Source organism: Martinezella lusitana, from assembly GCF_010668395.1.
GTDB lineage: Bacteria > Pseudomonadota > Alphaproteobacteria > Rhizobiales > Rhizobiaceae > Rhizobium > Rhizobium lusitanum_A.
This window is the reverse complement of the sequence record NZ_WUEY01000024.1, coordinates 59,141-83,396: the sequence shown is the minus strand read 5'-3', so window position 1 is coordinate 83,396 and position 24,256 is coordinate 59,141. Positions and strand designations below refer to the sequence as shown.

At 57.1% G+C, this 24,256-nt stretch carries 23 protein-coding genes; 9 read left to right on the top strand and 14 right to left on the bottom strand.

Annotated features, from left to right (window positions below; translation table 11 throughout):
• Positions 1-54: 54 nt before the first annotated feature.
• The 11 genes from lipA to GR212_RS31230 form a co-directional block, all read right to left on the bottom strand.
• Positions 55-1,017 (bottom strand): lipoyl synthase, encoded by a 963-nt coding sequence (gene lipA, locus GR212_RS31280; RefSeq protein WP_163992908.1) that lies wholly within the window; start codon positions 1,015-1,017, stop codon positions 55-57.
• 223 nt (positions 1,018-1,240) lie between these two features.
• Complete coding sequence (locus tag GR212_RS31275; RefSeq protein ID WP_163992906.1) at positions 1,241-2,341, bottom strand: acetoin dehydrogenase dihydrolipoyllysine-residue acetyltransferase subunit; 1,101 nt, start codon at positions 2,339-2,341, stop codon at positions 1,241-1,243.
• Positions 2,342-2,403: 62 nt separating this feature from the next.
• Positions 2,404-3,432: an alpha-ketoacid dehydrogenase subunit beta gene (locus tag GR212_RS31270; RefSeq protein WP_163992904.1), complete on the bottom strand. Its 1,029-nt coding sequence runs from the start codon at positions 3,430-3,432 to the stop codon at positions 2,404-2,406.
• Positions 3,433-3,457: 25 nt separating this feature from the next.
• A complete protein-coding gene (locus tag GR212_RS31265; protein WP_348643579.1) occupies positions 3,458-4,429 on the bottom strand; it encodes a thiamine pyrophosphate-dependent dehydrogenase E1 component subunit alpha in 972 nt (323 codons plus the stop codon).
• A 52-nt stretch (positions 4,430-4,481) separates the two neighbouring features.
• Positions 4,482-4,946: an OsmC family protein gene (locus GR212_RS37315; RefSeq protein ID WP_163992900.1), complete on the bottom strand. Its 465-nt coding sequence runs from the start codon at positions 4,944-4,946 to the stop codon at positions 4,482-4,484.
• Between the two features lie 41 nt (positions 4,947-4,987).
• Positions 4,988-5,746: an SDR family NAD(P)-dependent oxidoreductase gene (locus GR212_RS31255; protein ID WP_163992898.1), complete on the bottom strand. Its 759-nt coding sequence runs from the start codon at positions 5,744-5,746 to the stop codon at positions 4,988-4,990.
• Between the two features lie 145 nt (positions 5,747-5,891).
• Positions 5,892-6,827, bottom strand: a complete 936-nt coding sequence (locus GR212_RS31250; protein WP_163992896.1) for an ABC transporter permease — start codon at positions 6,825-6,827, stop codon at positions 5,892-5,894.
• 67 nt (positions 6,828-6,894) lie between these two features.
• Complete coding sequence (locus tag GR212_RS31245; RefSeq protein ID WP_163992894.1) at positions 6,895-7,878, bottom strand: ABC transporter permease; 984 nt, start codon at positions 7,876-7,878, stop codon at positions 6,895-6,897.
• The gene (locus GR212_RS31240; RefSeq protein ID WP_246726119.1) at positions 7,875-9,371 is read right to left on the bottom strand and encodes a sugar ABC transporter ATP-binding protein; all 1,497 of its coding nucleotides are present in this window, start codon (positions 9,369-9,371) and stop codon (positions 7,875-7,877) included. Before GR212_RS31240 ends, GR212_RS31245 begins: the two co-directional genes overlap by 4 nt.
• A 145-nt stretch (positions 9,372-9,516) precedes the next feature.
• Positions 9,517-10,578 carry a sugar ABC transporter substrate-binding protein gene (locus GR212_RS31235; protein WP_163992891.1) on the bottom strand — a complete coding sequence of 354 codons (1,062 nt, stop codon included), beginning with the start codon at positions 10,576-10,578 and terminating at the stop codon, positions 9,517-9,519.
• A 164-nt stretch (positions 10,579-10,742) separates the two neighbouring features.
• The gene (locus GR212_RS31230; protein WP_163992889.1) at positions 10,743-11,498 is read right to left on the bottom strand and encodes an SDR family NAD(P)-dependent oxidoreductase; all 756 of its coding nucleotides are present in this window, start codon (positions 11,496-11,498) and stop codon (positions 10,743-10,745) included.
• A gap of 469 nt (positions 11,499-11,967) precedes the next feature.
• Between GR212_RS31230 and GR212_RS31225 the strand changes: the two genes are divergently transcribed.
• Together GR212_RS31225 and GR212_RS31220 are read left to right on the top strand one after the other, a co-directional pair.
• Positions 11,968-12,363: a hypothetical protein gene (locus GR212_RS31225; protein ID WP_163992887.1), complete on the top strand. Its 396-nt coding sequence runs from the start codon at positions 11,968-11,970 to the stop codon at positions 12,361-12,363.
• Between the two features lie 466 nt (positions 12,364-12,829).
• Complete coding sequence (locus GR212_RS31220) at positions 12,830-13,588, top strand: TetR/AcrR family transcriptional regulator (protein WP_204326842.1); 759 nt, start codon at positions 12,830-12,832, stop codon at positions 13,586-13,588.
• A 500-nt stretch (positions 13,589-14,088) separates the two neighbouring features.
• Here the strand turns inward: GR212_RS31220 and cydB are convergent, their stop codons facing one another.
• The 3 genes from cydB to GR212_RS31205 are packed head-to-tail and all read right to left on the bottom strand — an operon-like array spanning position 14,089 to position 16,695.
• Positions 14,089-15,093: a cytochrome d ubiquinol oxidase subunit II gene (gene cydB, locus GR212_RS31215; protein WP_163992934.1), complete on the bottom strand. Its 1,005-nt coding sequence runs from the start codon at positions 15,091-15,093 to the stop codon at positions 14,089-14,091.
• The gene (locus tag GR212_RS31210) at positions 15,083-16,504 is read right to left on the bottom strand and encodes a cytochrome ubiquinol oxidase subunit I (RefSeq protein WP_163992886.1); all 1,422 of its coding nucleotides are present in this window, start codon (positions 16,502-16,504) and stop codon (positions 15,083-15,085) included. Before GR212_RS31210 ends, cydB begins: the two co-directional genes overlap by 11 nt.
• The gene (locus GR212_RS31205) at positions 16,501-16,695 is read right to left on the bottom strand and encodes a hypothetical protein (RefSeq protein WP_163992884.1); all 195 of its coding nucleotides are present in this window, start codon (positions 16,693-16,695) and stop codon (positions 16,501-16,503) included. Before GR212_RS31205 ends, GR212_RS31210 begins: the two co-directional genes overlap by 4 nt.
• A gap of 1,308 nt (positions 16,696-18,003) precedes the next feature.
• On the opposite strand from GR212_RS31205, the gene GR212_RS31200 reads away from it, so the two are divergent.
• From GR212_RS31200 to GR212_RS31170, 7 genes are all read left to right on the top strand, one after another.
• A complete protein-coding gene (locus GR212_RS31200) occupies positions 18,004-18,978 on the top strand; it encodes an aliphatic sulfonate ABC transporter substrate-binding protein (RefSeq protein WP_163992882.1) in 975 nt (324 codons plus the stop codon).
• Positions 18,979-19,181: 203 nt separating this feature from the next.
• Positions 19,182-19,865, top strand: a complete 684-nt coding sequence (locus GR212_RS31195; RefSeq protein WP_348643578.1) for an ABC transporter permease — start codon at positions 19,182-19,184, stop codon at positions 19,863-19,865.
• Between the two features lie 5 nt (positions 19,866-19,870).
• Complete coding sequence (locus GR212_RS31190) at positions 19,871-20,629, top strand: ABC transporter ATP-binding protein (RefSeq protein ID WP_246726111.1); 759 nt, start codon at positions 19,871-19,873, stop codon at positions 20,627-20,629.
• 20 nt (positions 20,630-20,649) lie between these two features.
• Positions 20,650-21,606 carry an agmatinase gene (gene speB, locus GR212_RS31185; RefSeq protein WP_163992880.1) on the top strand — a complete coding sequence of 319 codons (957 nt, stop codon included), beginning with the start codon at positions 20,650-20,652 and terminating at the stop codon, positions 21,604-21,606.
• Between the two features lie 46 nt (positions 21,607-21,652).
• A complete protein-coding gene (locus GR212_RS31180) occupies positions 21,653-22,027 on the top strand; it encodes a nuclear transport factor 2 family protein (protein WP_163992878.1) in 375 nt (124 codons plus the stop codon).
• Between the two features lie 18 nt (positions 22,028-22,045).
• Positions 22,046-23,338, top strand: a complete 1,293-nt coding sequence (locus tag GR212_RS31175; RefSeq protein WP_163992876.1) for an aspartate aminotransferase family protein — start codon at positions 22,046-22,048, stop codon at positions 23,336-23,338.
• A 136-nt stretch (positions 23,339-23,474) separates the two neighbouring features.
• Complete coding sequence (locus GR212_RS31170; protein ID WP_163992875.1) at positions 23,475-24,146, top strand: GntR family transcriptional regulator; 672 nt, start codon at positions 23,475-23,477, stop codon at positions 24,144-24,146.
• Positions 24,147-24,256: the final 110 nt, after the last annotated feature.

Genomic DNA, 24,256 nt, shown 5'->3' with positions numbered 1-24,256 from the left:
CGCATTCAATGAAGCTCTGATGCGCTGGTGGAGCGGCAAGCGGAGACGACCGCACTACGCAAGCAGCTTTTTCTCGCGGGCGATCTTCAAGCGCGCGAAATCGTCGGCGGCGTGGTGGGACGAGCGGGTCAGCGGGCTCGAGGCGACCATTAGGAAGCCCTTGCTATAAGCGACCGTCTCATAGGACTTGAATTCCTCCGGCGTCACGAAGCTCATGACCTGATGGTGCTTGCGCGTCGGCTGCAGATACTGGCCGATGGTCAGGAAATCGACATCGGCGGTGCGCAGGTCGTCCATCAGCTGAAGGACTTCATTACGCTCCTCACCAAGGCCGACCATGATGCCGGACTTGGTGAACATGGTCGGATCCAGCTCCTTGACGCGCTGCAGCAGGCGGACGGAATGGAAATAGCGCGCGCCGGGACGAACCGTCAGATAATTGCCCGGTACGGTTTCCATGTTGTGGTTGAAGACATCAGGCTTGGCCGCGACGACACGCTCGAGCGCACCCGGCTTCTTCAGGAAGTCAGGCGTCAGGATCTCGATCGTGGTCGTCGGCGAAGCGGCGCGGATCGCCCAGATCACCTTCTCGAAGTGCTCGGCGCCACCGTCTGCCAGATCGTCGCGGTCGACCGAGGTGATGACGACGTGGCTGAGGCCCATCTCCTTGACGGCCTTGGCGACATTTTCCGGCTCTGCCATGTCGAGCGCGTTCGGCTTGCCGGTCGAGACGTTGCAGAAGGCACAGGCGCGCGTACAGATCTCGCCCATGATCATGAAGGTGGCGTGCTTCTTGTCCCAACATTCGCCGATATTCGGGCAGCCGGCTTCCTCGCAGACCGTGACGAGCTTGTGCTCCTTCACGATCGAGCGTGTTTCGGCATAGCCCTTCGACGTCGGCGCCTTCACACGAATCCAGTCCGGCTTGCGCAGGACTTCCGTGTCCGGGCGATGGGCTTTTTCGGGATGCCGCAAACGGAGAGCCTGGTGTTTGGTCGTATCCAAAATGGTCGTCATAGCCGTAACAACTTTCTGCCGCCGATCGCGGCGTCCCAATTTCTAATTCATCGTCGCAATCTGCCGCCTGGCGTCAAAGCGCCTCAGCCACGATGAGCGCCGGCACGGAGACGGTTGGAAATGCATTCCTCCCCCCTGCGCTCGAGCCCGCCGGAAATGTCCTTTCAGGGTGGCTCGAGCGGGCGACTAAGATATCAGTTCGCCGGTCATGATATTCAAGCGGTCAATCACCAATAAACATTTGAATTCGTTGGTTTACATCGCACGATTTTTCCAGATGCGGGATGTGGCCGGCGCCTGCTATCTCGACGATCTTGACCCCGCGCTGTTCCTTGGTTTTCTCCCCTGGGATGACCTTGTCTTCTGCGCCGAGAATGATCTGGATCGGGATGTTGATATCCGCGATTGCAGCACCGATCGATACCTTCTGCTCCGATCCGGGAAAGTTTGCCTCACGCACTGCGGTCAAGGCGGCTTGCGCACCGTCGAGACGCTTTGATTTCAGGATGTCTTCGACCATCTCGGTTGTCACCAGGCTCGGTTCAGCAACCAGCATTTCGACATAAGGCCGCAGTTTTTTGGCACGCGTCTCCCCGATAAACCCGTCGAAGAACGAACCGTTGATTTCAGACCCAAGGCCGGCCGGGGAGATGAGGGTGAGCGTTTTCACGATGTCGCCCGCATCCGAGGCAGCGATGGCTGCGACGGCGGCACCCAGGGAATGCCCGACCAGATGAACCTCGGTCAGGTTCATTTCAACGAGAAACGCCCGCAGAACGCCGGCAAGACCTTGCGCGGTAAAGTCGTCGGCCTGCTTGTACGATGCGCCGTGGCCTGGAAGATCGAGCGCGTAAGTCGGGTGACGCTCCGCGAGAGCAGCCTGATTGAGCAGCCAGCCCTTGTGATCCGCACCGAAGCCGTGCACCAGCACCACGGGCTCTCCCTCGTCAGGCCCGACTTTGAGATAGCTGACAAGTCCGCCCGCAAGAGTGATGGATTGCGCCACGGGGCTTGCTGTCGTTTGCACCACATCCTGCTGGTATTCGGCGATAAAGCCGTCAATCTCGGCATCACTGATCTCCTGTGGCGCGACCACCGCGATCAACGCACCGACCGGTACCACCTCCCCCTCTTGCACGACGACGCGTCGAAGGATGCCATTCACCGGACTTTCGTAAGCATTGGCGATTTTTGTGGTCTCGATATCGACGATTTCCTGGTCCTTGGAAACCGTATCGCCTGGGTTGACCGCCCACTTGGCGACGGTACCCTCTTCCATCGTCAAGCCCCATTTGGGCATCGTAATTGCTGTAATCTCAGTCATGACTTTTTTCCAATGATAGCAGCAGCGGCAGGCAAACGAGGCCCCGGAAGACCTCGGCGCCCTCAGGCTGCGTTAACGAGGGGGCCTCTTCCGACCGCGGCCAATATGGCGCCTGTGATTTTCTCGACCGATGGCAGGTACAGAGACTCAAGAACCGGGGAGAACGGCACCGGGGAATGCGGAGCCGTCACGACCTGCGGCGCAGATTTCAGTTGTCCAAAAATATTGGTCGAGACGAGGGAGACGATGTCGGTCGCCATCGAGCAGCGCGGCGTTGCTTCATCGACAACCACGAGGCGGCCGGTTTCACCGACCGTTTCAAGAATCGTTTCAACGTCCAGAGGCGATGTCGTTCGAGGATCGACGACCGTGCAGGAGATGCCGAGCTTCTGTGCTGCCTCCGCGGCAGTCAGCGCGAATGACACCATCCGGCCGAATGCCACGATCGTAACGTCATCGCCCTCCCGCAGGACATTCGCCTGTCCGAACGGTATCGCGTAGGGCTCATCTGGTACTTCACCCTGCGTGTCGTAGAGGGCCCGGTTCTCGAAGAAGATGACCGGATCGTTGTCGCGGATAGCCTGAATAAGAAGACCCTTGGCCTCGTAGGGGCTGGACGGGAGGACCACCTTGAGACCTGGAATATGGGTCATGATGGGATAAAGCGCCTGCGAATGCTGGGCCGCTCCATTGCCGCTCACACCATAACTGGTCCGGATGACAAGCGGTGTCGTGGCCTTGCCGCCAAACATGTAGCGAAATTTCGCAGCCTGATTCATCAGCTGATCGAGGCACACGCCGATAAAGTCGATATACATCAGCTCGGCGATCGGTCGCATGCCTGTCGCCGCGGCGCCGACGGCGGCGCCGATGAAAGACATTTCCGCCAGGTGAGTGTCGAGAACCCGGGTGGGACCAAACTGGGTGTAAAGCCCCTTGGTGACACCGAATGGCCCGCCCCATGCGTCCTGCTCACCGGCCGCCGCGGTGCCCCCCGAGACATCCTCACCCATCAGGATAACGGACGGATCGCGCTCCATTTCCTGGCGCATTGCCTCATTGATTGCTTGTCTATAGCTCTTCCTGGGCATGTATTTTCTCCTCCGCTTTTTGGGCTCAGTATTCGACGTAGACGTGGGTAAGAAGATCGGCTTCCTCTGGAAGCGGAGCGTTCTTGGCGGCGATCACGGCCTGTTCAAGCAAGTCTTTGACCTTGGTTTCGACAGCATCGAGGTCACCGCGCCCGAGAAGGGCGGCATCGAGAACACGGTTGCGAAACACGTCGAGAGGGTCGCGCTTGCGCGCTTCGGCGATCTCGTCCTTGCCGCGATAAGTCTGCGCGTCGCCTTCGAAATGCCCGTAGTAGCGCGTGAACTTTATGTGCAGGAGCGACGGACCGCCGCCCTCGCGGGCGCGCTCGATCATGCTTGCCGCGGTATCGTAGACCTGGAAGAAATCGTTGCCGTCGATCTCAGTGGCTGGAATGTCGAAGGCGTTGGCGCGACGCACCTGAGTCCCCGACACGGACCAGTGGGAAGGCGTTGCCTCTGCATAGCCGTTGTCTTCGATGACGAAGAGGACGGGAAGATTCCAGAGTTTGGCGAGATTGTAGGACTCGAGAATCGCGCCCTGATTGGAGGCGCCGTCACCGTAGAAAACAACGGAAACATCGTTCGTGCCGCGAAGCTTTGCCGTGAGTGCGGCACCGCACGCGATCGGGCCGCCGGCGCCGACGATCCCGTTTGCTCCAAGCATTCCCTTGGAAAGATCCGCAATATGCAGCGATCCGCCTTTGCCGCCGCAAAGTCCGTCGCGGCGGCCCATGATTTCCTTCACCATCCCTTCAATGTCACAGCCCTTGGCGACAGAATGGCCGTGGCCTCGGTGCGTCGAAGAGATCTTGTCGCCATCCTGCAGGAGCATGCAGATCCCTGCCGCAGACGCCTCCTCACCGCAGTAAAGATGAACGGTGCCGGGAATGCTGCCTGCCGCAAATTCGCGACGCATGGTTTCTTCGAATGTTCTGATCGCAAACATTCTCTCGTACGCGTCGAGCAATTCGCTTCGGCTTAATTGGATTGCGGCAATCATGATGTCCTCCCTGGAGAGATTGCGTAAGTAACTGGTTTCGAAGGCCCGTTTATTCCGATCGGTCGTGTTCAACGGAAACCTCTGTGGTAACCGAGCGCGCGATGAAGCAGATGTCATGAGCCTTGTTGTGCATCTTCTCCAAGGCGTCGTGATCGGGAATTTTGCCGGAAGGATCGAATTCGACACGTGGTCTGAGCACGACGCGCTTGACCCGAGCCAACGCTCCCTGGTCCTTCTCAAGATAGGCTGACGCCTCATCATAGTAGGAAAGAACCTTGCATCCCCGCATCTCCGCGATCGCAAGGAATGAAAGCATGTGGCAGCTGGAAAGAGACGAGAGGAACAACTGCTCGGGATCCGGCAGAGAAGCGTCTCCAAGATAGTCAGGAGAGGCCGATGCGCTGAGCGAGATATTGTGTCCGAAATCGACCATCAGGTTTCGGGAGTATGTATTCGGTTTGGACGGATGAGGGGCTTGCTTCCAGCTCGCCGTGATCTTGTGTTCGGCACTCACGATTTGTAATCCTTGGAACGAGTTTCGATGTCGATGAGGCTTCAATCGAAGCTGGTACCGCCGCAGACATTCAGGGCCTGGCCGGTGACATAGGCAGACTGTTCAGAAGAGAGGAACAGCGCCGGCCCGATGAGATCTTGAGGGTCGCCGAGACGGCTAAGGGCAGCGAGGCTCATCCAGTGACGCTGTTGTTCTTCAGTGCCCAATACTTTCCGTCCCATCTCGGTGACGATCACACCAGGGCAGATCGCGTTGACGCGAATGCCGAAGGTGCCGACTTCCTGTGATAGGACCCGCGTGAGGGTGATGACCGATGCCTTCGATGCGGCGTAATGGCCTTGGGTCGGTATGCCTCCCCGCCCTGCGATCGACGCAATATTGATGATCGACCCGGCCCGCCGCGCCTGCATCGACGGAAGTACAGCCTGGCAGCAGAAAAGAAGGCCTTTGACGTTGATGTTCATCGTCGCGTCGAAATCTTCTTCGCTCAGAACGTCGAGCGTCGATGGCCGCAAGATTCCAGCGTTGTTGATCAGGACGTCAATATGCTTGGCTTCCGACAGCACACGTTTCACAGCCGACTGGACATCCTTCTTGTCCGAGACATCCATCGTCTGCAGATAGGCGGCGCGCCCGTTGCGCTCGATCGCCGCCTGGGTTTCCTGCAGGCCGTCGATCTGGCTTTTCAGATCGCTGATCGCAACATCGTATCCGGCTTCAGAAAAGCCCACAGCGAGTGCACGGCCGATCCCGCGCGCTGCTCCCGTGACGAGAGCAACCTTGTTGCCAGCTTGTGTCATGTCATAGGTCTCCTGGGTTCGCGCGGCTGGGCGAATGGCCGCCTGCGCAGTTTGCTCGTTAAGAAATATTCAATCGGCTCCGCAACACAGACCCTTTGCCGAATCCGACAAAGCGCGCTTGCGCAAAAGCGCTCGGGTCCTGACGCTATTTTCGAGCGTGGCGCTGTTCGTCCGTGCAGTAGGTGATCAAGAAGATCCCGACGAGCAGCAGCAGTCCTTTGATCGTCTGGAAAATCGCATCCGTCCATCCGAGCAGGGCGCCGCCGCGGATCAGCACTGTCAGAACGAGCACGCTGAAGAGCGTCCCGAGAACATTCGGCCGACCGAGCCGGAGCATGGTTCCGCCGAGCAGGACCGCAGTTAACCCGTCCAGGAAGAGCGTGCTGGCGACCGAGGGTTGACCCGACGACAATTCGATCGTCAGCAACAATCCGCCCAGGACACCGCAGAGCGCCGAGAGCACAAACGCGCTTAGAACGACAACTCTTACGGGAACGCCTGCTTCGACGACGGCCTGCCGGTTCTCGGCCGTTGCATAGATGTAGTGGCCGACGCGAAGTCTTTCCTGCACGTACCATGCGCAGAGATAGACAACAGCGCAGAGGATAGCCAAGAGCGGGATCGGGCCGATCTGGGCAGACTCCATCGAACGCAGGACGTCCGGCACCACGATGGAAATCGACGATCCGTGTCCGACGGCCGCAGCAAGAGCGGTTGCAATGCCGCCTGTCGCGACCGTCGTCACAAGAGAGGGCAATCGAAGATATGCGACGAGGACGCCGTTGATGATCCCCACGGCAGCCCCCGCTAAAAGTGCCGCCGCACAAGCAAAGCCCCAGGAGTAATTGTCCGATACCAGACCTGCTACGAGCATGTTGCAGAGCGATGCGACCGAAACGAAGCTGACGTCGATTTCGCCGATGGCAAAGACCCACGTCAGTCCCATGAACATCAGGGCCGAGACGCTCGCTGAGCGGATCATGCTCGTCAGATTGTCCGAATGGGAAAAGGTGGGCGTTGCAATGCTGAACAGGACGACAAGGACCAGTAACGTCGTTGGCAGGCCGATCGTAAGATACAAATCGGCTCGTTTTGCATTCGATCTTTTCGAGATCGGGGGCGAGGAGACAAGCTCGTTTGTCATGAGATCACCTTTCGAGCAGCGACTTGTCGCGGGCACGCGGCCGCAACCTCTCGTGGATTAGGTTCAGGATTTCCGGTCTGAATACGGCGATCGCCATGATCAGGATGAAGCTCACGATGGCATCGCTGTAGAAATATGGCATCGACAGGATGCTGAAACCGTTCAAAAGCAGGGCCATGAGAAACGCCCCGGCAAGGGTTGCAGGAATAGTGGCGCCGCCAAACAATGCAGCTCCGAGATAGACTGCGGTATAGGCCGGCAGGAGAACGCGACTGCCCGCATTGACGGAAGCTGCACCAACGGCCGCAACGTTCAGGATAATCGCAGCTCCGACAGCGGCCCCGCAGATTGCAAAGCCGGCTGCGATATAGGTGCCAATCGTTACCCCCGATAGCCGCGCCGTGACGGGGCTTTCGCCGACGGCGTAGAAGCTCTGACCGTAGCGCGACATGTGCAACAGGTAATAGGCAACCGCCGCCGTTATCGCCAGGATGACGACTGGGAGGGGCGCAATCCAAAGCATGCTGTCGTTGATCCGCAGAATACCGGACGAGAAGAAGTGGCTCGAAAATATCGAAACGCCATAGATGAACGCCATGCCCGTGGCGATCGATCCCACGCCGATCGTCGTGACGACGTCGGGCAGTTTAAAGCGGGTTATGAGAATGCCGGACAACAGACCACAAAGGCCCCCGACGCAGATCGACCCCAACAAGGCCAGGAACAGATTGTTGGTTGCCGCCAAAATGGCCCCGAGTGTCATGGCGGCGAAAGACGCAACCCCGGCAAGGGATAGGTCGAACCTTCTGAGGACGATGACGAAGGTCAGGCCGATCGAGGCAATGCCGTTGACAGACATTTGTCTGAGAATTGCCAAGACATTGCGTTGGGATATGTAGCTCGGGGCCATCGTCCAGAAGACGGTGACGATAACAATGGTGAGCACCAAAAACATAATGGCGCGCCCGCGCAACTCTTTCATACTCATTGACGCCTCCCGACCAGACCGCCATCGAGAACCTCGTCCCTGGCCAAATCAAAACTGGGAGGAATGGACATTCTCCCACGGTAAAGACAGAAAATGCGATCGGCGACGCCGCAGACTTCATCAAAGTCAGAGGAAAGAACCAGGATCGCGGCGTGCTCGGACAAGCTGCGCATCACGTCATAAAGTTTCGAGCGCGCGCCAAGATCCACACCCACCGTCGGTTCGAGGAAGATATAGACGTCTGCCTGTCGAAACAGCCCCTTGGCCAACACGATCTTCTGCTGGTTTCCTCCCGAAAACTCTGTTGCATTGCGCCACAAATGCGGCGGTCGCAGTTCGAGCCGCTCCAGGAGGCCAGCAACCGTATCAGCGTTCTTCCGACGTCTCAGCCATCCGCCCCATCGCGAGGAAGCCCTGCCGAGGTGGGCCAAGGTCGCATTGAAGGTCACGTTCTTTGTCAGCGTCAGCCCTTGTGTCTTTCGATCACCAGGAACGAGAAAGATCCCCCGCCTCAGCGCATCCTTGGGGGTCTGCAGCGCCTGAACTGCGCCATTCAGGAGAATTTGCCCGTGGTCAAGCCGTCGATCTCCAAACAATGCAGAGGCGAGAACTTCGATGCCGGAACCGACCAGGCCGAAGCCTCCGACGATCTCACCGCGGCGGAGCTCGATATTGATGTCTTCGAGCGCGCCTTCCACACCGAGACTGCGGGTTTGAAGCAGGATGTCGCCGTCCGCGTCCGTCTGCGGGCGCTTGGCAGGATAAAGAGCGCCGAGCTCTTTCTGGAGCATCAGCTTTGACAGTGATTCCTCGGTGATCGATCCATCCTTGGCGCCGGTGACGATCTTGCGCCCGTCGCGGAAGACAGTGAAGCGATCGGCGATCGCAATCACTTCCTCCAGCCGATGCGTGATGTAGATGATCCCGATGCCGGAGCGCTTGAGGGTTTCCATCACCTCGAACAGCTTGCGGGCTTCCGGTAGGGTCAATGTGGAGGTCGGCTCGTCGAGGATGAGAACCTTGATATTGTCCTGGCGAAGGGCATGAAGGATCGCAACGATCTCTCGCTCCACGCTCGACATGTTTTCGACTTTGACCGACAGGTCGATCTCGATCGGAAATCGGGCCAGGAGTGCCTGGGTTTTCTTCTTGATCAGCTCCTGGTCAACGCGACGCAGCAGACCTTTGCCGGCGCCCTCCTGACCAAGAAAAATGTTCTCGATACCAGACAGGCTTCCGATCAATTCGGGATGCTGCTGTACGGTTGCGATACCCGATTCCATCGCGTCCGTGGGTTCGCGTATCGAAACCTCGACGCCGTTCATCAGGATTTTTCCGCCGTCGGACGAATAGACGCCGGATATGATTTTCACGAGGGTCGATTTTCCGGCACCGTTGATGCCCAGAAGCGCATGCGTCTCGCCCGCCCGAAGGTCGAAGTCGATATTGTCAAGAGCGAGTACCGAGCCGAAACGCTTCGATATGCCCGTCATTTCCAGCAAATTACTCATTCAGTTGTCCGCAAATCCTGGGTGCCCGACTTCTTGACGTAATGAAGCGGGCGGCGCCCGCCTTATCTACGGGCGCCGTGAAAGAAAGCCGCGTCTTGGCCTGAAATACATGTTCTTGGGGCTTTGCTTAAGCCACCATTGCCCAGCCTAGCTTGTCGGCGGCTCCAAACTGATCCCAGTTCTCGATATCGCCGCCCTCGCGGTTGGCAAGGTTTTCCTGTGTGACGCCATAGGCCTTGTTAACGATTAGGCGAGGTGACTGGCGGCCTGCGAGGAACTCGTGGGCGAAGTAGATGCTCTGGTACGCTTCCTGATAGAAGCTCTGCGCGACCGTGAAGAAGAATGGCGTGCCCGACTGAATGTACTCGAAGGCCTGCTTTCCGCCATCAATGCCGGTCACGAACATGTCGTTGCGCTGGGCGGCCATCACAGCAAGCGTCGCCTCGATTGCGGCTTGATCCCAGGCGGCCCAGATACCGTTCAGGTCGGGATGAGCCGTCAGCATGTTGTCGACGGCATCGCGCGGAGTGACTTTCAAGGTCGTGTCGAACGGCCATTCGACGACGACCTCGATGTCCGGGTACTGGCGCAGCGCGAAGCGCATTCCCATGCTGCGCATGGCCCAGCTTTCGTTTTGCGGGAGAGTCAGAATGCCGATCTTACCCTTACCGCCGAGCTTTTCAGCGAGCTTGCGGGCCGAGACTTCGCCCATGCCGAAGTGATTGTGCAGCGACGTCGAAACAGCGTTGGTTCCGAGGACATAACCGTCGGTGCAGAAGGTCGGCACGCCTTTGGCGACAGCAGCCTGCACGGCATTCGAGATGCCGCTCGGATCGATAGGAAGCACGATCAGGGCGTCAACGGCGGAAGAGACGAGCGTTGCAATCTGGTCGGCTTGCTTTTTCATGTCCCAATTGGAATCGACGATCGTCAGCGAGCCACCAAGAGCGTCCATCGCGCTCTTGTAACCGGCAATGATGTGCTCGTAGGATTCCTGCCCGCTATAGGGAATGGCGACGCCGAAGTGATAGTCCTTGGGATCCTTTCCCGCAGCGCGCGCCGGCGTGATGGAGAGGCCGGTCATTGCCGCCGCACCGATCGCCGCCGTGGCGCCGAGAAACGCTCTTCTGCCAAACTTGGGCAATGAGATAAGCCCGGGCACATTGGAATTATCGTTGAAATCAGTCATTTTATCCTCCCGTTGAATGAACGATGTGAGGCGGGCAATCCTGAGCGGCCGCGCCGCGATCTGCTTGCGTCACCTCAAGCCCGTTGCCGCGATCCCCTCCGAGACCAAGCCAACGGAACTTCTTTCAGGCTCTCGAGCACAGGCTTGAGTGCAGCTTTGTCGGTTTAGACCGCGGTATATCCGCCATCGACAACCATCTCGCTGCCGGTCATGAACGACGCCTCATCCGAGGCAAGGAACAGAACCGCATTCGCGATCTCTTCGGCACGCGCCGGGCGCCCGAGCAGCGAGGGACCGACCAGTTTGCGGGTCATGTCAGGATCGTTAGCGATGATGTCGGCGGTCATGGCAGTTGCCGTGAGGCTCGGGTGCACAGAATTGACCCGGATATTGTCCTTGGCGACCTCAGATGCGGTCGCCTTTGTCAGCAAGCGCACGGCGCCCTTCGACGCGACATAAGCGGCGGCATCAGGAAAAGCGACAAGGCCCCAGTTCGAGCAGACGTTGATGATCGATCCGCCGCCGGCTCGGCGCATATGCGGAATGACGAATTTCGATCCGAGGAAGACGCCTCGAACGTTGACCGCGAAGGTCTTTTCCCAGACCTCCAGGCTCGTCGATTCTGTCGTTCCGGAAAGATAGATGCCGGCGTTATTGACAAGGATGTCAATCTTGCCAAACTGGCTGGAAACTACATCGACGGCCTTGGACCAGCTGTCTTCAGATGAGACATCGAGCGCAATGAAATGTGCTTTGGTACCACGCTGCTCCAATTCCTTTACGGTCGCTGCACCCGCTTCGGCGTTGAGATCGGCAATCGCAATACTTGCCCCCTCTTTGGCAAGCGCGTCAGCGTGAGCGCGCCCCATTCCCAAAGCTCCTCCGGTAACGATGGCGACTTTGCCGGTAACTCGACCCATGGATATCTCCTCCAATATTTTTATCGATCGACCATAATTTCTGAATATGTGAGGATTTTGTCAAGCGAATTTATCGAGGTTTTTGCATTTCTGCCCGACGGCAACCCTTGGGTGCACACATGAAAAATCGCAATCATTAATGATGTAATCTGTATTTTTCGTCGCTTCTATGAAGTGACCGTCATCATAGCGCGCACGAAATCAGCTATTATTGAAATCTAATAAATATCTATGATTAGTAAATCTGTATTTATACAGAATAGATTTCATTTTATTGATTTCCTATATGATGTATAGTCGATAATTTCTCGAACAAATGATGTTAAGATTTCGCAATATGCTCTTACCCGATGAGATTTTCCACTGATTGCGATCACGAGAAAATTGGCTTCCGTTGACCGATTGACTAAATTTATCGATCGATTAAAACTCAAATCATTCTGCAAGCGACTGAGGAAGGGAAGCCGCGATGGACATTACAAATTTGATAGCGCGTGAAGGCTGGTCTCAAGACCTGGTCCGGGAGCTTGAGCGCAACAGGGACAACGGGCGCGTTGGCACGAAACTCGTCTCAGAGACGGACGATGTTCGCGTTTGGCATCTCGACGTGCCACCGGGCGAGCGGTTCGGATTCCACTGCCACGTGCTCAATTATTTCTGGACCTCGCTGACGCATGGGAAAGCCCGGTCGCGCTATGCCGACGGGCGCGTTGTCGAAGTCAGCTATCAGCCGGGCGACACCAAGCATTTGAATTTCGCGGCGGGAGAAATATCCTGGCACGACCTCGAGAATATTGGTCAGACCCCGCTGCAGTTTGTAACCGTTGAGTTCAAGGATAGCGGCAATGCCGCCCTTCCGATTTGAGCTCGACGATACCGCTAGCTTTAGGCCCCAGACGGCGCGGATCCAGCGGCTCCACACGAGAGGGCGGTTGACCAACCGCTCTCTTGCTGGTCAGCGGATACACCGGCGCGATCGAGCCTCGCGCGTAAAACTGGCAGGTAAAGGCGAAGAGGGACGATCGTCATCCGTCAAATCGTAGCGGACGGTGCAATGGGGGGCTCAACCGCTCCGAGGAGCAAGGCCAAGCTTTTTCTGGCCTAAAAGTTGCATATTACCGGACGGATCGGGTAACTCCTCGAAGGAACTAAGGAAGGCTATTCGCGTGAATTCAGATTCGACAAAAATGTGACCACACCCATTATGCAACGGGGCGCACAAGTCTCGAAAGGAATGCCGGGGACGGAAAGCGGGCATTTGTAGAGCCAAATGATTTCCGCAGTCCGCTCGATCGATGACAAAACGCTTGCAGTTAAGGACGAAGATCCCCATGCCGCCCAAGGGCCCAACGAAGACATACCTGTCCTATGCCAGTCGCGAAAAGCAGATCGTGGAAAAGGCAATCGATTATTTCTCCGAGAATGGCTTCCAAGCCAGCACGCGAGAGATTGCCAAGCACATTGGGGTAACGCAGCCTCTGCTGTATCGCTATTTCAAGACAAAAAACGAGCTTATCGAGCGGGTCTTCAATGAAGTATTCCTGACGCGATGGAAGGGTGAATGGCAGGTAGAGCTGCAAAATCGCGCCATTCCCTTTCGAGAAAGGCTCAAATCATACTTGATCGATTATTGCGACAGCATCCTCCATAGACAATGGATCAGGATATTTCTCCTAGGTGCGCTGAACGACCAGTCCATCAACAGGCGCTATATTTCTATGCTTCAGGAACGAACCTTTCCGATCATCTTGAACGAATTTTATCATTCCATCGGTGTGACCAATACCGATGAAGCCAACAGACAACTCGACAGCGAGATTTTATGGTCGTTCCATTCGAGCTTCTTTTATCTTGGCGTCCGGAAATACGTCTACCAGTTGCCCGTGCCAGAGGACATCGAATCCCTTGTAGACGCCAGGGTCAACGCGTTCCTGGACGGAGCCGCAAAGGAATTTACGGATCGCCGGCTAAAAGGTGGCAGGCGGATGCCTCCCGAAGGAATTCTCGACCCGCTTGCTGAACTCGGCTTTTTGAGCGGTCCGGGCGTTGGCGAGTCCAAGCGGAAGGCCGTAAAAAAGAAGAAGGCTTGACCTCGCCCTGCAGCCATACGGTGTCGATAAAGGGATCGCCAGAAACCATGGTCATCAGTGAACTCTTCTTATCAGGTCCGTCCATCTAAGGCTCAATGCAGCATGGCGCGGATGATAAGGCCGACGATCGCCACCGATGCGACGCCTGCCAGCCAAAGCCCGACGAAGTAACCGGCACGAGACAAAAACTTGCTCATCTTGATCTACTTTCAAAGGCAAGATCACTCAACCCGCCGGCGCCAAGATTCCTGCTGCTGATCCCGGATGACGTCCGATCGCATTGAGCTGGCCAGTCGAAACGCGTCGAACTTGACATTCACGCGCAGATCCTCGTGGCCATGCCGGTCTCTTTTTGCACTCGCAAACCGAATTGCTGATCAGGATTATTCCATAAGTGCCGTGGTTCAGTAAAAGTCATAATTCCCTCAAAATGCGCCATCAGGCTCGACCGCTCTTCGAGCATCGGCCGCCGGCCAAGCCTGCGACCGTTGCACTTGCGCTCAATGATAGCCGTCTTCCGGTCGAACCTTGCCGCGAAAAACCCAGTAGGCGTATCCGGTGTAGCTCAGGATTGTGGGCATGAGGACCGCTGTTCCTGCCAGAAGGAATTGCAGGGAAGTAAGCGGGGCTGCCGCCTCCCGTATCGTGAGCGCACCCGGAATGATGTAGGGATAAAAGCTGATCCCCAGCCCTATGTAGCTCAAAACGAACACGCCGAGCGTCGCCAGAAAGGGCTGGAGATCCTTGCCTTGTTGAAGCCCCATCAGCACAAGACAAGCGCAGATCGCCAACAGCAGCGGCACGAACGAGGAGAAGAAGGCGGTGGGCCATTGGAACCATCGCTGGAAGTAGATCTCGTTAATGAACGGGGTCCAGATCGACACGACGCCGATCAACGCAAGCAGCAGGATTGTCAGGTGCTTCGCCAATGATTGGCAGCGTGCCTGCACGTCACCTGACGTCTTCAGGTTCAGCCAGGTCGCTCCAAGCAGAGCGTAACCTGCAAGCAGGGCAAGCCCGCATAGGACCGAAAAAAGGCTTAGCCAATCCCAGGTACCACCGGCATAGGCATAGTTTTCAACCTTGATGCCCTGAATCAACGTGCCGAGCGTGATGCCTTGCATGATCGCCGCGAGCGACGAGCCCAACCAAAACGCTATGTCCCAGAGATGGGAGCCGGGCCTTGTTCGCCAGCGAAATTCAAAAGCGACACCGCGGAAGATCAGACTGATCAACATGATGATGATCGGGAGATACAGCGCGGGAAACACGATCGAATAGACGGGCGGGAAAACGGCCATCAGCCCGCCACCGCCCATCACGAGCCAAGTCTCATTGCCGTCCCATACCGGAGCGATGGTGTTTGTCATGAGATCGCGATCGTGTCGCTTCGGGAAGGCGGGAAATATTATGCCGATCCCCAGATCGAAGCCGTCAAGAATAATATAGGCGAAGACGGCAAAAGCGATGATCGCGGCCCAGACGAATGAAAGATCAATGGTCATGAGTTGCTCCTCGACCATCATCGAGCGTCAGTCCGGACATCATTCCAGCCGTTCTGATCGGCGCGGTATCAAGTTCGTGATCGTCGATCTCAAACGGCGGCCGCCGCATCAGCCTCAGGAGATACAAGACGCCCGCACCGAACACGATGAAATAGACGACGATGAAGATGATAAGAGAGGTACCGACGGCCGGAGCTGAAACCGGCGACAGACTGTCAGATGTCCTGAGCTGGCCGTAGACCGTCCAGGGCTGCCGGCCGACCTCGGTCGTGTACCACCCGGCTAGGACCGCGATAAATCCGGACGGACCCATCATCACGGCGAAACGATGCAGCAACCGCGACCTGTATAGATATCCTTTCCAGCGCGCCCACAGCGACCATAGGCCAAGCCCGAGCATCAAGAAGCCGAGGCCGACCATTACCCGGAAGGTAATGAAGGGCATCAACGCTGGCGGACGCTGATCACGTGGCCATTCTTTCAACCCCTTTATCTCCGCATTGGGATCGTGCTTCAGTATCAATGAACCGAGCTTCGGGATTTCGACTGCATATTCCGTTCGCTCTGCGCCGTCATTCGGGATTCCGAACAGGATGAGCGGGGCACCGTCCTTGTGCGTCTCGAAATGCCCCTCCATCGCTGCAATCTTGGCCGGCTGATGCTCGAGTGTATTGAGACCGTGGAGGTCCCCAAGCAGGATCTGCACCGGCGTTCCCAACGCGGCCATCCACATCGCCATCGAGAACATGATGCGGACCTGCCGATTGTCGTTTCGCTTCAAGAGGTGCCAGCCGCCCACGGCCCCGACGGCGAAAGCCGTTGTGAGGAAGGCTGCCACGACGGTATGGGCCATACGGTAGGGAAATGACGGGTTGAAGATGATCTGCCACCAGCTCTCGGGCACGAAGATGCCGCTGGCGTTGATGCTGAATCCAGCGGGCGTATGCATCCAGCTGTTCGCCGAGGTGATCCAAGTCGCAGAGATCAGGGTGCCCAACGCGACCATGGCCACGGCAAACATGTGGGCGCCGTCTCCGACGCGCTCTCGTCCGAACAAAGCGATGCCGAGGAACCCAGCTTCTAGGAAAAACGCTGTCAGAACCTCGTAGCCCATCAAGGGACCGATGATCGAACCCGCTCTTTGGGAAAGGACCGACCAGTTCGTGCCGAACTGATAGCTCATCACGATGCCCGAAACGACGCCCATGGCGAAGGTGACGGCAAAGATGGTTTTCCAGTATTCGAAGAGCTTCAGGTAGGCTGGATCTTTCTTCCAGAGCCAGAGCGCGTTGAGAACCGCAAGAAAGCTCGCTGTGCCGATGGAGAATGCTGGGAAAATGAAATGAAAGGAGATGGTAAATCCGAATTGTATTCGGGCAAGCATCTCTGCCTCTAGTCCGAAGAACTTCATCGATCGCTCCATCGGATAAAAACGTCATCGCCAAGGTCGCTGGCGATCTTAAGTAGCGACATGTGTTGTTTGGCGATGGCTATGGCGGGGTAAGGGCGCCATTCAAATAACGATCCCGCTTCAATATAAGCCTCCGGTGTGGTGACGACGGGCGTTAGTTCCACGTGGCAGGATGACGTAACCAATTTCAATTCGTGCCTCCTATTAAGGTTTATCAGCCGCTGAATAGGATTGAACGCACAGCGCTAATAGGACGGTGATCCCTCAAATTACGACACCGAGATGCAAACCCCATCTGTTGCGGCCATTGACCTAAGTGACGTGCGTCGGTTTGTCTCGCCATCGTTGTCGCCAGATAGGGTGTGCTTCAGTCCGGCGGGCTATTGGACAAAGCGGTGTCGTAATCCCCAAGCATGCAATATTGTCTCCTCCGCACCACAAGGGATCTTCCTAATCTTAACTTCGGTCAGTCAGATCGACGGTCACGGCACTGAACTAAGTGTTTCATTCAAGGCGCGCAGCATGCGTAGCTGTTGGTCGGATCATGGTGGAGGGAATCGAAATCTGGGAATTCCCCATCTTGCTGCTCTTCAACCTCGTTGTCAGGAGCGCTTCGGGGAATTTTGCGACTCACTAAATCGCGGAGTTTGATTGCGAGCGCATGGCAGCGCCTGCGCCTGACATTAAGCGTGAACGTTCGACTTCTGTCGTTACATCTCGCGGTTTAATTCTGAAAAACTCGGCCGATCTCATATCACGAGAGGAAGGCGGAACTGGTTTGTTCACTTGACTGTTTTTGCAAGTGAGAGTTTGAATGACGCGCCTTTTAACGTCTAGTCATGACGTACGCAACGTGCGTGCGTTTCTTGCAGTAGTCGAGCACGAGGGGCTTTCTCCCGCAGCGTTTCGGCTTGGTGTCAGTCTCTTCAGTATCAGCCGAGACCGAACAGCATTCGAGACACGGCTAGGCAACCTGCCGCTGCGCCAACCGGAGCGTATGATGCATAAGGTTTCCCTCGCTAGGCGGATTGCAACGCTTCGCGAGCGTATTTTCGGAGATCCAAAGTCTCTTTGTCCCCGATAGCTCCAAACATTCAGCCATCGCCGTTCATATTTATCGCCTCAGAGCGAGGGCACATCGAAAATACATAACCTACGTTTCGGTCGCGTTCGATATCCTTGATCTTTGGAGCATCCGGCCGTTTGGTGGTCGCCCCCATTTTGGGCCGGAGATTTTCAAGCCAGATCCGATCCTCCATTTTGCCGACCCGTTGACCCGCCGGCATATCAGGTCACCTGCTCAGACAAGAGTAGTTCGCTTACCGCAGTATCCATTATGTCTTTGAGCCTGCGCCAACCATAGAGATCACGCTCCCTCACTCGCTCCTGGGCATTTGTCGAATTCCTTCCGAAGACCCGATTGACGGGACGATGAATATATGGATATTTGACATTGTCGACAGTGGACTGTCGAACTAATCAAAAAAGGGGAATGCCTTATGAAGAATTTTTCGAAGCTCGCGCTTGCAAGTTCAGTTGGCATCGCTGTGGCATTCATGGGAGCTTTGCCTGCCCTGTCGGCGCAGAAGCTGACTGTCGCGCACTCGACATGGATCGGTTATGGTGCCCTCTACATCGCCAAGGAGAAGGGATTCTTCGATAAGGCCGGGCTCGATGTGAACCTCAAGATCATCGAGGCATCGTCAGATGCGCTCGCCGCCATGCAAGGCGGCCAGATCGACGTTGTCGCATCGACGATCGACAATTTTACCCTCTTCGCCGGCAATGGCGCCAATCTCACCCTTCTCACAACGCTGGACGAATCCTCAGGTGGCGACGGCATAGTTTCCAGGAAGGACATCAAATCGGTGGCTGACCTCAAGGGCCACAGCGTCGGTGTCCAGAAGGGTTCGATCTCACAATTCCTTCTTGCCGAGGCGCTGGACAAGGCAGGTCTCACCCTGAACGATGTTAAAACGATCGACATGAAGTCCGGCGATGCCGGCGCGGCCTTTGTGGCCGGTAGCATCGATGCAGCCGTTACATGGCAGCCCTGGCTGTCGAAAGCCGCCGCAACCAGTTTTGGCAAAGTACTGATCGATACCAAGTCGATGCCTGGCCTGATCGTGGATGCGCTGGCGACGCGCAGTGATTTCGCCAAGGATCACGAGGCCGATTTCAAGGCCTTCGTGAAAGCCTACTTCGAGGGCGTCGCGTTCATGAAGACAGACCCAGCCGCTGCAAACGAAATCATCGCGCGAAACCTAAAGATGTCGAAGGAGACGCTGGAGGCAAGCCTTGGCGACGTACGGTTCATCTCTGCAAATGACAATGAGACGTTCTTTACGGGAAGCGAAAGCCCGGCGGTCAAACTCGTGACAAATGCTGGGGAGTTCTACCACCGTATCGGCGTGCTACGCAAAGTGCCTGATGCACAGAAGCTCGTCGGCGTTGCCCCTGAATTGGCGAAGTAGGTCGGGAGGCGCTCGTGCGACAGCCAATCACGTCAGCCATGCTATCCATGGACAACTATAATGGCGCGCCGCAACGGCGCCCCACCCACCCCGCAATCCGACGTTTTCGCAGCTACCTGCGGCCGCGCGCGGCCCTTTCGGCCCGCGAACGGCTGACGATCTCGACGCTCGGCGTCGTCATGTTTTTCACAATCTGGCTGTTGGTGACCGAGGCCGGCTGGATTCAGCCATTCTTCCTGCCGAGCCCTTTAGCGGTCGCGCGTCGGTTGTTCGAGATGGTCTTCTTTGAAGGCTACCTTTTCGATGTCTGGGCAAGCGCCTGCCGCGTGTTCGGCGGCTTCCTCATCGCTGCCGTGGTGGCCATCCCGATCGGTATCCTGATTGGCAACTTTCCCTTCTTCCGCTCACTGATCGAGCCGCTGCTCAGCACTGCACGCTATCTTCCGGCAACCGCTTTTGTACCCCTGATGATCATCTGGCTTGGCATCAATGAATCGCAGAAGATCGCCGTCATCTTCATCGGCACCTTCTTTCCGCTGGCTCTTTTTATCGCTAGCATTTCCGAGGGTGTGTCGAGCGATTTGATGAACAGCGCCTATTCGCTGGGCGCCAGTTCGCGACAGGTATTCTTCAAGGTACTGCTGCCTGCCTGCATACCGAGCATCGTGGACTCCTTGCGCATCACGGCCGGTATCGCCTGGACCTACGTGATCGTCGCCGAACTCGTCGGTGCAGACTCAGGCATGGGCATCGCCATCCTGCAATCGCAGCGCTTCCTTCTGACCGATCAGGTCATTGCGGGCATCGTGGCGGTCGGGATTCTCGGCATCCTGACCGATTTGGTGTTTCGTTTCGCGCACGCCAAGCTCTTTCCTTACCTGCATTGAGGTCCATGATGTCTCAAGTCTTCATTGAAAACGTCAGCGTGGAGTTCTCGCGCCACCGCGAGGCAACCCAGATCGCTCTTGCCGAGACCAGCCTCACCATTGAAGAGGGCGAGTTCGTCTGCCTACTTGGACCCTCCGGCTGCGGGAAGTCGACGCTGCTGAACGTTGTCGGCGGTCTGATCGAGACCACCACGGGCCATGTGATCGTCGGCGGCAAGGCGGTCGCGCATCCCGGCCCTGATCGTGGCATGGTGTTCCAGAACTATTCGCTTTATCCATGGCTAACAGTCCGTGGCAACGTCGAGTTCGGGCCGCGGCTCAACAAGTGGTCGGCTGCCAAGGTCTCCCAAACCGCCGACGAACTGATCGAGATCGTCGGGTTGACGGATTATGCGGAGCAATTTCCAAAGGTGCTTTCCGGCGGCATGCGACAACGCGTTGCAATTGCAAGAGCCCTGGCCATGGAGCCGCATGTCTTGTTGATGGACGAGCCTTTCGCCGCGCTTGACGCCCAGACGCGCTCGCGCATGCAGGAACTTCTCCTCAACATATGGGCACGCAAGAGGAGCACCGTTATCTTCGTTACTCACGACATCGAAGAAGCGATCTTCCTGGCGGATCGCGTCCTGGTGATGAGCACGCGGCCCGGACGGATCATCGAGGATTTCAAGATCGAGCTTCCCCGACCACGCAGCGCAGACGTGGTGGCGAGCGACGAATTTACTCAATACCGCAAGCGGATGCTGCATCTGTTGCGACACTGACACTTACAAAGAGGTGAACCATGACTGACCAGAAATTCCAGCCCGTCGATTCTTCCGTGACGCCACGTTATGCGGAGATTGCAAGCTTCATGCGGGCGGCTAGAGCCGAGTTGACGTCCGAAGTGGACATTGCGCTCGTGGGCGTGCCGCTCGACCTCGGCGCGACCTTCCGATCCGGAGCACGTCAGGGACCAGCCGGCGTGCGCGAAGCCTCACGGCTGATCCGCCAGGTCAACCCGACGACGGGTGTGGCACCATACCGGATGGCCAATATCGCCGATATCGGCGATGCGCCGACTCATCCACTCAGCGTCGAAAAGAGCGTCGAACTGATCCAGGATTTCTATGTCAAAATCCACGCGGCGGGTGCGGTGCCGATTTCGATCGGGGGCGACCATACTGTCCCATTGCCGATCCTGCGCGCCATTGCCAAGGATGGCCCGGTCGGCCTGGTGCAGATCGACTCCCATTCCGACACCTTCGATGAGTTCATGGGCACCAAGTACAACCATGCGACCTTCGTACGCCGCGCAGTGGAGGAAGGTCTGCTCGATCCTAAGCGCATCATCCAGATCGGCCTGCGTGGCACGCGCTATGGCGACGATGATATCGTCTACGGTGAAAAAACGGGCATCCGCATGATCACCATGGACGAATACGAGGAGATGGGGCGCGCCAATGTGATCGCCGAAATCAAGCGGGTGATCGGCGGCGGCAAGACCTATTTTTCCATAGACATCGACGGTCTCGACCCTAAGGAAGCTCCGGGCACAGGCGTTCCAGAACCGGGCGGCATCATGATGCGCGATGCACAGATGATGCTGCGGGCATTGAACGGCATAGATCTGATCGGCGGGGACATCTGCGAAGTCGTGCCGTCGCTCGACCCCACTGGAATCACCTGCATAAACGCCGCAAACCTGATGTTCGAGCTGACCTGCCTTGCGGCGGTCGCGCATACGGTGCGTAAGAAGTAAGGGGCTTTCGCCCCTTCCACTCAATCATAAAAATCCGGGAGGACCCATGTCTGACGAAGACGCCATTCGCCAGATCGCCGAGACGTATTTCGATGCGATCTATAAATGCGACGCAAACCTGTTCGCCGCAATCTTGCACCCTGCCGCCATGCTCTACTGCTTTGCAGATGCAGAGCCTGTCATCATGAACGTTGAGACCTATCTGGAGATCGTCCGCGGCCGGGTCTCTCCTGAAACGCGTAACGATCCCCGCAAGGACGAAATAGTCCTGATCGAAATCCCGACTCCGACAACCGCACATATGCGAGTCCGGGAAATCTTCCTCCCCAAGCAGTTCACCGACGAACTGACACTCGTAAAGACCAAGGACGGCTGGAAGATCGTCTCCAAGGTCTGGCATTTCACTCTCACCGAACAATAAGATCAGGGCGGGCATCCAATGACACAGGCTAAGACGCTGGACACCAGCGCTGATATCTTCAATGCATTCATAGAGCGCTCCTGGCGATCCAACGCCGAGCGACAGCTCGCCAAGGGCGCGGAATTCGTCATCGGGCGGCGCGAGGGCGTTTATCTCTGGGATATCGAAGGCGACCGCCGCCTTATCGATTGCGGCGCCGGTGGCGGCGTTCACGCTCTCGGCCATCGCCACCCCGCTGTACTGAACGCACTGAGACAGGCACTCGACGATGGCCGCGATACCGGCCTGTGGTCGGTTCCGAATGCCGAATACCTGAAACTGCAGGATCGCCTGGCCGAGCTGGCACCAAAACCCTGGCTGAACCGAAGCGTCGTGACGCTCTGCTCGACGCTGTCAGTCGATCTCGCGACGATGTTCGCCTTCCGCGTAACGAAGCGCCAGCGGATGCTTGCATACCGCCACGGATATCACGGCCACACCGGCTTTGCTGCGATCGTTACCGGTTCGCCGGAAGAAGGCATCATCGACCACTACAATCTTCCGACACACGCAGACTTCCTGGAGACTTTCGGTGATGTGGACGAACTGGACAGAAAGCTGACCAAGAACATTGCAGCCTTCATCATCGAGCCGATGGACTACGAGACCTTTGCGCCGGCATCGAAGGAGTTCTTTGAGGCCGCATCCCGGCTCTGCAAGGAACGCGGCATCCTCTTCATCGTCGACGAAACGCGTGCCGGCCTTGGGCGGACGGGCACCCTTTGGGCGACCCAGCAATACGATATCGAACCCGCGATGCTGATAACCGGCAAGGGCCTGTCTGGCGGACTCTATCCGGCAAGTGCCGTGCTGATGCGTGAAGAAATCTACGAAGAATGCATGAATCAGCATCGTTTCGCCTATATCTCCAGTCTCGGCGGCAATGAGATCAGCTGCCTCGTCGCTGCCCAGGTGCTCGAGGTTGCCTCGAATCCGGCACTCCTCGAAAATGTGAAGTCGGTGAGCCGATATCTGACGGCAAAGATCAACGAGGTCTGCGGCCGTCATCCGGACATCCTGACAAGCGTGTCGTCATTCGGTCTCGCGATGTCGATCGGTCTTTCTGCCCGCGCAGCCGGCCGGACGCTCTACCGCGAAATCTTTGCGCAGGGTGTCTTATGCCACAGCGTCTCGGAGATCGATCCTCCAGGTTTGAAGCTGTTTCCGCCGCTGGTTCTCACCAATAAGCAGGCCGACGAGATTGCAGGTGCACTCGACAGAGCTTGCGATAAAGTTCGCGAAGGCAAGCAGCTTTGGCGTGAATCGGCCTGACGCCGGCGGTGGAAAACCTGTACGACAGCCGACAAGCGCTTGAATTTGTAGCTTTTGCGGTAAAATGTCGTGCTCATTTGAATGGATTGGCCGATGGGCTCCCTCTGGGTACCTATTGGTTGTAAGGAGCGATTTCATGGCATCCCTCAAGCAGGACGAGATACAGGCACCGGTGATCCAGAGGAATTCCGTCGCCAACCAGGTTTATCTTGACCTGCGCAGCCGAATTCTGTCCGGCCAGATTCCGCAGGGTGAACGGTTGGTCGAGGCTACCATCGCGCGATCTCTTGGCATTAGTCGGGCTCCGGTGCGCGAGGCCGTCAACCGCCTGATGGAGGGTGGGCTGCTGGAGAATCGAACGCATTTCGGTCCGTCGGTCATCAGCATGAGCCCGGAGAAGATTCATGAGCTCTATGCCGTTCGCAACTCGATCGAGGCGCTCGCCATCCAGGCGGTGACCAAAAAGCATTCGAAAGATGACTTGAAGGAGCTGCGCAGCCTCATTCAAGTCATGGCGGACCGCGCCGCCGCAGGCGACCTGGCCGGCGTCGTCGAGGCGGAGTTGGACTTCCATGAAGCCCTCTGGCGCATGGCTGGAAATCCGTACATCGAGAAGATCGCCGGTTTGCTTTTCGACCATATGCGGCTTGCATTGACCATCGACAACGCTGCCTATGGCAATCTGCTTGACGTCGCGCTCGAGCATGAGCCGTTGGTCGCGGCAATCGAAAGCGGTAATGCCGACAACGCCGCAGAAGCGCTGACCAGACATATTATGTCCTCATTGGACGCCTTCTCGCAATCCTGACGCCGGATTTCCGGCTCAGGGCATACGGGAAATCTCAACCCACCGTTTGGCGCTCAGCGCTTTCGCCTGGGATCACAGGACCATAAACCGGCAACCGGACAATTTCGTTG

What these genes read in the sequence shown, in the direction of transcription:
- lipA (WP_163992908.1), bottom strand. Translation starts at nt 1,017, where the DNA reads ATGACGACCATTTTGGATACGACCAAACACCAGGCTCTCCGTTTGCGG.
- GR212_RS31275 (WP_163992906.1), bottom strand. Translation starts at nt 2,341, where the DNA reads ATGACTGAGATTACAGCAATTACGATGCCCAAATGGGGCTTGACGATG.
- GR212_RS31270 (WP_163992904.1), bottom strand. Translation starts at nt 3,432, where the DNA reads ATGCCCAGGAAGAGCTATAGACAAGCAATCAATGAGGCAATGCGCCAG.
- GR212_RS31255 (WP_163992898.1), bottom strand. Translation starts at nt 5,746, where the DNA reads ATGACACAAGCTGGCAACAAGGTTGCTCTCGTCACGGGAGCAGCGCGC.
- GR212_RS31245 (WP_163992894.1), bottom strand. Translation starts at nt 7,878, where the DNA reads ATGAGTATGAAAGAGTTGCGCGGGCGCGCCATTATGTTTTTGGTGCTC.
- GR212_RS31240 (WP_246726119.1), bottom strand. Translation starts at nt 9,371, where the DNA reads ATGACGGGCATATCGAAGCGTTTCGGCTCGGTACTCGCTCTTGACAAT.
- GR212_RS31235 (WP_163992891.1), bottom strand. Translation starts at nt 10,578, where the DNA reads ATGACTGATTTCAACGATAATTCCAATGTGCCCGGGCTTATCTCATTG.
- GR212_RS31230 (WP_163992889.1), bottom strand. Translation starts at nt 11,498, where the DNA reads ATGGGTCGAGTTACCGGCAAAGTCGCCATCGTTACCGGAGGAGCTTTG.
- GR212_RS31225 (WP_163992887.1), top strand. Translation starts at nt 11,968, where the DNA reads ATGGACATTACAAATTTGATAGCGCGTGAAGGCTGGTCTCAAGACCTG.
- GR212_RS31220 (WP_204326842.1), top strand. Translation starts at nt 12,830, where the DNA reads ATGCCGCCCAAGGGCCCAACGAAGACATACCTGTCCTATGCCAGTCGC.
- cydB (WP_163992934.1), bottom strand. Translation starts at nt 15,093, where the DNA reads ATGACCATTGATCTTTCATTCGTCTGGGCCGCGATCATCGCTTTTGCC.
- GR212_RS31210 (WP_163992886.1), bottom strand. Translation starts at nt 16,504, where the DNA reads ATGAAGTTCTTCGGACTAGAGGCAGAGATGCTTGCCCGAATACAATTC.
- GR212_RS31200 (WP_163992882.1), top strand. Translation starts at nt 18,004, where the DNA reads ATGAAGAATTTTTCGAAGCTCGCGCTTGCAAGTTCAGTTGGCATCGCT.
- GR212_RS31190 (WP_246726111.1), top strand. Translation starts at nt 19,871, where the DNA reads ATGATGTCTCAAGTCTTCATTGAAAACGTCAGCGTGGAGTTCTCGCGC.
- speB (WP_163992880.1), top strand. Translation starts at nt 20,650, where the DNA reads ATGACTGACCAGAAATTCCAGCCCGTCGATTCTTCCGTGACGCCACGT.
- GR212_RS31180 (WP_163992878.1), top strand. Translation starts at nt 21,653, where the DNA reads ATGTCTGACGAAGACGCCATTCGCCAGATCGCCGAGACGTATTTCGAT.
- GR212_RS31175 (WP_163992876.1), top strand. Translation starts at nt 22,046, where the DNA reads ATGACACAGGCTAAGACGCTGGACACCAGCGCTGATATCTTCAATGCA.
- GR212_RS31170 (WP_163992875.1), top strand. Translation starts at nt 23,475, where the DNA reads ATGGCATCCCTCAAGCAGGACGAGATACAGGCACCGGTGATCCAGAGG.